Source organism: Vibrio ordalii ATCC 33509 (genome assembly GCA_000257205.1).
Taxonomy (GTDB): domain Bacteria; phylum Pseudomonadota; class Gammaproteobacteria; order Enterobacterales; family Vibrionaceae; genus Vibrio; species Vibrio ordalii.
Genome location: AEZC01000136.1, coordinates 1 through 8,379, shown reverse-complemented (window position 1 = coordinate 8,379; position 8,379 = coordinate 1). Strand labels below are relative to the sequence as shown.

The 8,379-nt window shown below is 44.9% G+C and carries 11 protein-coding genes; 4 read left to right on the top strand and 7 right to left on the bottom strand.

Annotation, left to right across the window (positions count from 1 at the left end; all coding sequences use genetic code 11):
* A partial coding sequence (locus VOR_RS17050) for a putative bifunctional diguanylate cyclase/phosphodiesterase (protein ID WP_010319586.1) occupies positions 1–1,221 on the top strand: 1,221 nt, incomplete at its 5' end.
* A gap of 40 nt (positions 1,222–1,261) precedes the next feature.
* Here the strand turns inward: VOR_RS17050 and VOR_RS0110075 are convergent.
* From VOR_RS0110075 to ftnA, 4 genes are all read right to left on the bottom strand, one after another.
* Positions 1,262–2,449, bottom strand: a complete 1,188-nt coding sequence (locus VOR_RS0110075; RefSeq protein WP_010319585.1) for a BaiN/RdsA family NAD(P)/FAD-dependent oxidoreductase — start codon at positions 2,447–2,449, stop codon at positions 1,262–1,264.
* A gap of 142 nt (positions 2,450–2,591) precedes the next feature.
* Entirely contained in the window at positions 2,592–3,413 is an 822-nt protein-coding gene (locus VOR_RS0110070; protein WP_010319584.1) for an HDOD domain-containing protein, read from the bottom strand.
* Positions 3,414–3,559: 146 nt separating this feature from the next.
* Complete coding sequence (gene uspB, locus VOR_RS0110065; RefSeq protein WP_010319583.1) at positions 3,560–3,883, bottom strand: universal stress protein UspB; 324 nt, start codon at positions 3,881–3,883, stop codon at positions 3,560–3,562.
* A 70-nt stretch (positions 3,884–3,953) separates the two neighbouring features.
* Positions 3,954–4,481 carry a non-heme ferritin gene (ftnA, locus tag VOR_RS0110060; RefSeq protein ID WP_010319582.1) on the bottom strand — a complete coding sequence of 176 codons (528 nt, stop codon included), beginning with the start codon at positions 4,479–4,481 and terminating at the stop codon, positions 3,954–3,956.
* Positions 4,482–4,635: 154 nt separating this feature from the next.
* On the opposite strand from ftnA, the gene VOR_RS0110055 reads away from it, so the two are divergent.
* Complete coding sequence (locus VOR_RS0110055; protein WP_010319581.1) at positions 4,636–5,061, top strand: universal stress protein; 426 nt, start codon at positions 4,636–4,638, stop codon at positions 5,059–5,061.
* 56 nt (positions 5,062–5,117) lie between these two features.
* Positions 5,118–5,993 carry a carboxylate/amino acid/amine transporter gene (locus VOR_RS0110050; protein ID WP_010319580.1) on the top strand — a complete coding sequence of 292 codons (876 nt, stop codon included), beginning with the start codon at positions 5,118–5,120 and terminating at the stop codon, positions 5,991–5,993.
* A gap of 153 nt (positions 5,994–6,146) precedes the next feature.
* Here VOR_RS0110050 and VOR_RS0110045 read toward each other — a convergent pair whose 3' ends face one another.
* Positions 6,147–6,593, bottom strand: a complete 447-nt coding sequence (locus VOR_RS0110045) for a hypothetical protein (protein WP_029627078.1) — start codon at positions 6,591–6,593, stop codon at positions 6,147–6,149.
* A 111-nt stretch (positions 6,594–6,704) separates the two neighbouring features.
* Positions 6,705–7,484, bottom strand: coding sequence for a class I SAM-dependent methyltransferase (locus tag VOR_RS0110040; RefSeq protein ID WP_010319578.1), 780 nt, complete (start codon positions 7,482–7,484; stop codon positions 6,705–6,707).
* Between the two features lie 155 nt (positions 7,485–7,639).
* Between VOR_RS0110040 and asnC the strand changes: the two genes are divergently transcribed.
* Positions 7,640–8,104 (top strand): transcriptional regulator AsnC, encoded by a 465-nt coding sequence (gene asnC / locus VOR_RS0110035; protein ID WP_010319577.1) that lies wholly within the window; start codon positions 7,640–7,642, stop codon positions 8,102–8,104.
* Between the two features lie 77 nt (positions 8,105–8,181).
* Here the strand turns inward: asnC and tsrA are convergent.
* Positions 8,182–8,379 (bottom strand): H-NS-like global regulator TsrA (gene tsrA, locus VOR_RS0110030; protein ID WP_010319576.1); only part of this gene is annotated, 198 nt, incomplete at its 5' end.

Below are 8,379 nucleotides of genomic sequence, written 5' to 3'. Positions count from 1 at the left end.
AAACATAGCCAAAAGATTGGGGAGTCATTCGCCATACTGTTTTTAGATATCGACCACTTTAAGCATATTAATGACAGCTTTGGCCATTATAGTGGCGATCAGGCACTTATTGAGATTGCCAATCGCCTCAAAACCTGCTTGACCGATACGGATCACCTTGCACGAATTGGTAGTGATGAATTTGTAATATTATTAACCCACCTTGCTCAAGATAGTCACTTAAGCCCCATTATCTCTAAGATTTTTTCGATTTTTGAACAGAATATTGTGCTCGGGGAAGAGTCATTACGTTTATCGACAAGTATCGGTGTGGCAATCTACCCACAAGATGGTGAGACACCAGAAGCATTATTAAAAAATGCTGACACAGCCATGGATCAAGCGAAAAAAAATGGCCGCAATGGTTATGCGTTCTACTCACCAGAACTGACTGACATAGCCTTAACGCAAATCCGCTTGCAATCAGCACTATACCAAGCGCTGGAGCATGACCAATTTTATCTTGTCTATCAGCCCCAATTTGAACTAAGCAGTAACAAATTGCTCGGTTTTGAAGCCCTGATTCGTTGGCAACACCCTCAACTTGGTCAAGTTTCTCCCGCCGAATTTATTCCGATTGCCGAAAAATCTGGCCTAATTACTTCAATTGGAGAGTGGGTACTGCGTACGGCTTGCGAACAAGGAAAAAAATGGTTCGATGATGGGTATCATATCGATACTTTGGCTATTAATATTTCAACCATTCAGCTTAAGCAAGCTGACTTTCTCAGTAAACTGAAGGCAATTTTAGCGCACTCACAATTTCCCGCATGCAAGTTAGAACTCGAGATCACTGAAGGCTTTCTAATTGAAAACCAACAAAAAGCGATTCATGACCTGCAAAAAATTGTCGAACAAGGCATTCGTATCGCATTAGATGATTTTGGAACGGGCTACTCATCACTATCGTATTTAAAAGGCTTACCGCTGCAGAAGCTTAAAATTGATCGCTCCTTTATTCACGACATACCCGACAACTCGGAAAGTAACGCCATTGTTGCCGCCGTTGTGGCCATGGGGAAAAGCCTGTCACTCAACATTACAGCCGAAGGTATTGAAGATGAACAGCAACGTCATTACCTTAACAGCATTGGTTGCCAATTCGGTCAAGGCTATTATTTAGGCAGGCCGGTTGGTGTTAAAGAAGCAACCGAGTTACTAAAGCAGCACCAAAACCCATAATGGAAGTATTTTAGTACCATAAGGACCAAGGTGTGCTGAATTACACCCACTGCCCGGCGACATAGCCGCTTGACCAACACCACTGGAAATTATAGCCGCCAAGCCAGCCCGTTACATCCATTACCTCACCAATAAAATAGAGGCCCGGAACCGATTTACATTCCATGGTTTTAGATGAGAGGCAATCGGTGTCTACGCCACCTAATGTGACTTCGGCTGTGCGATAACCTTCAGTACCATTGGGAAGAATCGGCCAATGTTGTAAGTCGTGTGCGATAGCGGTTATTTCGTGTGGGTTTAACTGTTTGAGCGGTTTATCGACAAAAGCTTTGCGCTCAATCAGCACTTCAACCAAACGCTTAGGCAGTACTTTCGCGAGTGTGTTTTTTAAGCTTTGATTTGGGTGTGCTTCACGTGATTCATTCAATAGCCGCTCGATGTCTACTTCCGGCACTAAGTTGATACTGACCTTCTGCCCCGCTTTCCAGTAAGAAGAAATTTGCAACACCGCCGGCCCAGATAAACCACGATGAGTAAACAGCAGTGCTTCTTTAAACACTGTGCCATCTTCAGTAGTGATTTCAGTTGGAATGGCAATGCCGGCCAGTTCGGCGAAATCTTCTTTATCTTGTTTATGCAGTGTAAAAGGCACGAGCCCGGCCGTGGTTGGGATTACCGCCAGTCCAAACTGCTCTGCAATTTTGTAACCCAAAGGAGTAGCACCAAGCTTGGGCATCGACAAGCCGCCCGTTGCGACCACCAGTGACTGGCATTGGATCGGCCCGTCATTGGTGGTGAGCTGAAAGCCGTTTGGCACCTTATCTATCGATTGAATCTCGACTTGATAACGCTGCTTGACCGTCGGTAAATCGCACTCTTTTAGCAACATATTGACAATGTCCTTCGCCGAATCAAGGCAAAAGAGCTGGCCATGATCGCGCTCTTCAAACGCAATATTGTATTTACTGACCAGCGAGATAAAGTCCCACTGGCTGTACTGCGATAACGCTGATTTAACGAAATGGGGATTGCGGCATAAATAGTTGGCGGCCGATAGTTCATAATTGGTGAAATTACAGCGACCGCCACCTGAGATCAAAATTTTACGGCCAGGCTTTTTAGCATGATCGAGAACGCATACGCTGCGCCCACGCAGGCCAGCTTGCGCGGCGCACATTAGCCCGGCGGCGCCAGCACCAATAACGACAACATCAAACGACTGACTCATGCTTTCACCTTCATTTAACTAGACGCACACGCACCTAATGACAAACAAAAAGGATGCAGCGCTGGTGGCGTACATCCTTATCAATGGGGGACATTTTAACGACTAATTGAGTGAAGACAAGGTTAATCCACCAGCGACGGTATTATACGAGCTGCTCTGCAAGCTCACGCCCTTTTCCGCGAACGGCGTCGATGGTTTCAGCAAATGTGGCAGAGATTGCCAGTATACGAGCATCGGAGTGCTCAGCCAGAAATAAACGTTTTTCTTTTTCGGTCAGAATATCCCATTGATGGTGAATATCACGGGCAAAATGCAAGACACGGGCGAGTTTTGGTGAAAGCTGCGCTTTTTCTGGCTGGGCAGAATAGGCGATCGCATCGACCATCTCATCAGGAAACTTCCACGCTTTGGCTAATTTTGCTCCCAAAACATTTGCATCGGTATCAATTATTTGATGTTGGGCTTGTAATTCACTTTCACCAGCATTAACACAAAGACGAATTTTCAACGCCTCTTGAGGCGCTAATGTGTGGATCATCAATTGACCAATGTTGTGCAAAATACCGATAGTAAAGACGCTATTGGTATCGAGTTTACAGGCCGCACCTAGCTTGCTGGCGATAATAGCAATCTCAAAGGTATCGGACCAATATTGCTGCAGATCCAAGGTGTCAATTTTAGGAAAAGCACTGGATAATACCGATGCTACCACCATCGTTTGCACCGAACCACTTCCCACGCGGATCACCGCATCGTTAATAGAAGAAACCGTCCTGCTTCCGCCAAAATGTGCTGAGTTTGCTAGGCGAAGCAGCCGTGCACTCAACACTTGTTCCATGGCGATTTTTTTTGTAAGTGAACCAAAATCGACCTCTTCCTTATTCACCATCTCCAGCAGTTCTTGCAACACTTGTTGAATACGAGGTAACTCATTCAAACGTACGAGCAGAGCTTTTTCATCCATTATGTTTCTCCTTTTGGATTGCTCTTGCTAATAATAGTCGTCGTGCGATTAAGATGCATGAGAGTAAAGAAATAAGTCGATGCCTTTGTACAGACGATAAAAAAGGAGCACGATAGCTCCTTTAATCAATGCCATGACAAGCTCAGTTATACGATACAAGCCGCGAAGGTTGTCACCGCCAGCAATGACATCGACAAGATAAACAGCGCTCTAACGCGATCACACTTGCCCGTAAATAGGGGATCGTGGTGATGGTGATACTCTTTACCTTTCAAATAATGGAAAAGACGAACCTGCTTGGTGACATTACCGTGAGTGGTAAAAAAGCCACCGCCATCCACTTGTTGATAAAGCAATGGATGAGCTTCACGCATGATGTAAATAAGTGAGCGTAGCGCAGTAAGATACCTGACCAGGTTAACCCCAGTGACCAGCATTAGCGCAAATAAAATTGTATCCCCAGTGATCATCTTTTCCTCCCTACACCTTTGCATAGAACCCAAAGAAAAAGACGATCGCTTCATACTCTTTCTGCTGCGATTACACAGCTTGGGTATCCATTACAGAAGATGAGCCGGCTTTTGCCATTGCGGCTAGGTCTTTGTCGATGAAGAACAGCGCCTTACCATCATCACCCACAAGCTCTAGCTTATCTAAAATCCCTTTAAACAACTTCTCTTCTTCATGTTGCTCCGCAACGTACCACTGAAGGAAGTTAAACGTTGAGTAGTCTTGAGATGTGAACGCCGCATGAGCGAGTTTATTAATCTGCTGAGTAATCATCTGCTCATGTTGATAAGTTTCGCGAAACACTTCACCAAGGCTCGTAAACTTATGTTTTGGCGCTGCGATCGCACCAAGGATAGGCAGTGCACCCGTTTCACTCACGTAGGTGAATAAACGCTGCATGTGCTGCATTTCTTCTACGGCATGAGCGCGTAAAAACTCGGCAGCACCTTCAAATCCTTTATCTTCACACCAAGCACTCATTTGTAAGTATAGATTGGATGAAAAAAATTCCAGATTAATTTGTTCATTCAGTTTTTCAACCATAGATTGTGACAACATGTCGACTCCTAGTTTATGTAACGATTTGAATTGACTATACCATGAACCTCACCATAACACTTTGAGTCAGGTATGCGGATATGAGATCACGACAACAAAAAACTCTCTGCCTCAGTGCTAATCTTTAATCAGTACCCCATCAGGAGATAATACGATGAGTTATCAACATATTTTGGTTGCCATTGATCTTTCAGAAGACAGTAAACTCTTAGTCGACAAAGCCGTTGCTCTGGCAAAACCACTCGATGCTGACGTTTCTTTCATTCACATTGATGTCAACTATGCCGAGCTGTATACCGGACTCATTGATATCAATTTAGCAGAAACTCAACATCACGCGATGGAAGCGTCACAAAAACAGCTGCAAGCCTTAGCGGAACACGCGCAATACCCTATCCGCCATACACTAGTAGGCAGCGGTGACCTCAGTAATGAGCTCTGCGAAACCATCGCTGAATTCAGTGTTGATTTGGTGGTCTGCGGTCATCATCAAGATTTTTGGAGCAAGTTACTCTCATCCACTCGGCAACTGATTAACTGTTCGCCAGTCGACATGCTTGTAATACCACTTCACGACTGACGACAAGCCAAAACTCGGTTAGACTGCGGGTTATTTACTGTTCAGCGTTGTTTGTTATGGCCTATCTCTCCGCAGTCACCCTACTTTGGGCATTTTCATTTAGCTTGATCGGCGTTTATCTCGCCGGTCAAGTTGATTCTTGGTTCGCGGTTTGGATGCGCGTTGCATTAGCGAGCTTAGTATTTCTACCTTTGATCAGGTTTAAAACCGTTCCCGCTCCGTTGATCGCTAAGTTGATGACCATTGGTGGAATTCAACTGGGCTTGATGTACTGTTTCTACTATCAATCATTTTTACTGCTATCGGTTCCTGAAGTTTTGCTGTTTACGGTGTTTACGCCAATCTACGTCACGCTGATCTACGATCTACTGAAAGGCCGCTTTTCTCCGTGGTACTTAGTGACGGCGGCCATTGCCGTAATCGGTGCCGTTTTTATTAAATTTGCGGCAATAAACGAGCACTTTTTGCTGGGTTTTTTGGTGGTGCAAGGGGCTAACCTCTGTTTTGCTATCGGCCAAGTGGCTTATAAATACGTCATGGAAAAAGAGACCATCGCTTTAGCGCAACACAGTGTATTCGGTTACTTCTACTTAGGAGCATTGGTGGTGGCAAGCGTGGCATTTTTGCTGTTTGGTAATAGTGAAAAACTGCCCACTACCTCTCTGCAATGGGGTATTTTGATCTACTTAGGGGTAATTGCTTCTGGGCTTGGTTACTTTGTGTGGAACAAAGGAGCCTGTTTAGTCAATGCCGGCGCACTAGCGATTATGAATAATGCGCTGGTTCCCGCCGGATTAGTGGTGAACATTCTGATTTGGAATCGCGACGTAGATTTAATGCGCCTTGCAATTGGCGGCGTGATCATTTTGCTCTCACTGTGGGTCAATGAAACTTGGGTAAAGCGCAAAATCGCTGCCAGCCGTACTCACTGAATCAGATTGAGCGTTAAAAACAACAAAGCCCGCTATCATCGCGGGCTTTGTTGTTGAAAAAGAGGCTTAACGTGGCTCGGGTTAACTCACCATCTGTTTTCAGTAAACCATCCATTTTCAGTAAACAATCTATTTTTAGTAAACTATCTGTTTTTAGTGAATCTGCCGTTGTAGTGAACGTTCACTAACCGCAGAAATTCGTTGATTCACATCGGCAAACGTTACTTGTAATGTCGGGTGTTTCTTTAACAGTTTTTGCTGCTGTTTCAGCACTTTCTCTAACTTCTTCAGTACTTTTTTCTGTTTTTTTAACGCTTTCTTGCTCTGTTTTTCCGATCGCTTGGCGACCTTTTTACCTTTGTCCATCATGCCATTTGACGTACCAGAGCGCAGTTGTTTCTTCCCTTCCGAAACAAGCTTTGTCGATGCACTCGGAATAGCAGCAGGCTTACACAGCGTGTTTTTATCCGATGATGAACGAGCACATGAGCGACAAAGAAATTTTGGCGCAGCCACAATCTGATGGATATCCCCAAGCTGGCTAGTAATATCGTGTCGGTTCAATTTGCATAAACGCTTATTCATGTACACCTTAATCACGAATAGGAATAATTATTAGTTAGATATACAATTCCAAACACGATTAAGCAAGCACTAAATTACATCTATGGGCCACGAGATTTTCTCGCCAAAGCTAACGTATTGAATGCGTTAGATCATCGCCGCTTTCACATACACATCAAAACGATTTTTCTTGGTTTCAATCGCCATACTCGGCTTCTGTTTGTCTAACCAATCGGCATAGTCAGGACGCTTCACCACCACGCGTTTGGTCGCCAAACTCAAGGCTGGGTTTAATAATGCATCAGCATCCAAGTCAGCGCCCACCAGCGATTGAAAGACGCGCATCTCCTTTTTTACCAAAGCCGTTTGTTTTTTACTTTCCGGGTGCGGGTACATGGGGTCAAGATACACCACATCTGGCTTTACAAAATCTTCATCTTGCGCCAGTTTTTCAAGCGCATCATGACTCGAAGCGTGAAGTAACGACATTCGCTCGCTTACCCAGCCACCAATCTCTGCATCTTGCTTGGCACGCTCTAAACCATCATCGAGCAGCGCGGCCACAACGGGATGCCGCTCAACCATTTGCACTTTACAGCCGAGCGAGGCCAACACAAAAGCATCACGACCTAACCCAGCCGTTGCATCTAACACGGTCGGTGTCGCTCCTTTGTTTAGTCCCGCAGCTTTGGCTATCGACTGACCTTTACCGCCACCAAATTTACGTCGGTGAGCAACCGCCCCCGTGACTAAATCGACATAAATAGCGCCGAGTTTAGGCTCATCCAGTTTACGCAACTCAAGACGATACTGAGTTAATACCAAGGCAAATGGGCTCTCAGCGCATGGTTTTAATCCCCAACGCGCGGCTAATGTATCCAAATGTGCTTGCTGAGCAGGAACTTCGCAAATCAGTTGTAGCTGCAAGTTAACTCCGAAACAAAGGAAATAATGAGGAGGATTGAGTTTACCCAATTTTCACTGAGGTGACTAAAGCTTATCGCTTTTCTTAAACGGCAGCTTACGAGAAACAACGACCAGTGATAAACTGAGCGAACCATTTCAATGATAAGGATGCTGTGATGCAAGCCACTACCGCTAAACTGGACGAACTCGACCGCGCCATTTTAAAAATTTTAATGGACGATGCACGCACGCCCTACGCAGAAATGGCCAAGCAGTTCAACGTTAGTCCTGCCACTATCCATGTTCGCATTGAAAAGATGAAATCGGCCGATATCATTCAGGGTACGGAAGTGATCGTCAATACCAAAAAATTGGGTTATGACGTGTGTTGTTTTATCGGTATCAATCTCAATGCCGCGCGAGACTACCATTCGGCACTCGCCAAACTCAATGCGCTAGATGAAGTGGTGGAAGCCTATTACACCACAGGAGCCTATAATATTTTTGTGAAGTTAATGTGCCGCTCGATTGAGGAATTACAATTTGTGCTGATCGACAAATTACAGGCTATTGATGAAGTGCAATCCACAGAGACGCTTATTTCCTTGCAGAACCCGATTAACCGAAATGTGAATCCTTAATCACCGAAGCCGCAAACACCACGCAATAAAAAGCCCGAAACTAAATTCCTGGCTATGGCATCAGTACTGATAATAAATTATTTGTTCAGATAAGTTAAAAGCTCTTCAGCCGAAATACCCTGCTTTGCCAATTCCTTCGCCATGATTTCGACTTGCTCGCCTTTACGCGCTTCAATCACTTGTTGAAACTGAAAGACTAAATCACGCAGAACTGGTAGTGGTACTTGTTTGGCGGCACTGCGAATACGCTCACTACTTTGGTTGCCTAATTCATT

Coding starts and splice junctions, on each gene's coding strand:
- VOR_RS0110070 (WP_010319584.1), bottom strand. CDS start 3,413: ATGGATGAAAAAGCTCTGCTCGTACGTTTGAATGAGTTACCTCGTATT.
- ftnA (WP_010319582.1), bottom strand. CDS start 4,481: ATGTTGTCACAATCTATGGTTGAAAAACTGAATGAACAAATTAATCTG.
- VOR_RS0110050 (WP_010319580.1), top strand. CDS start 5,118: ATGGCCTATCTCTCCGCAGTCACCCTACTTTGGGCATTTTCATTTAGC.
- uspB (WP_010319583.1), bottom strand. CDS start 3,883: ATGATCACTGGGGATACAATTTTATTTGCGCTAATGCTGGTCACTGGG.
- asnC (WP_010319577.1), top strand. CDS start 7,640: ATGCAAGCCACTACCGCTAAACTGGACGAACTCGACCGCGCCATTTTA.
- VOR_RS0110075 (WP_010319585.1), bottom strand. CDS start 2,449: ATGAGTCAGTCGTTTGATGTTGTCGTTATTGGTGCTGGCGCCGCCGGG.
- VOR_RS0110055 (WP_010319581.1), top strand. CDS start 4,636: ATGAGTTATCAACATATTTTGGTTGCCATTGATCTTTCAGAAGACAGT.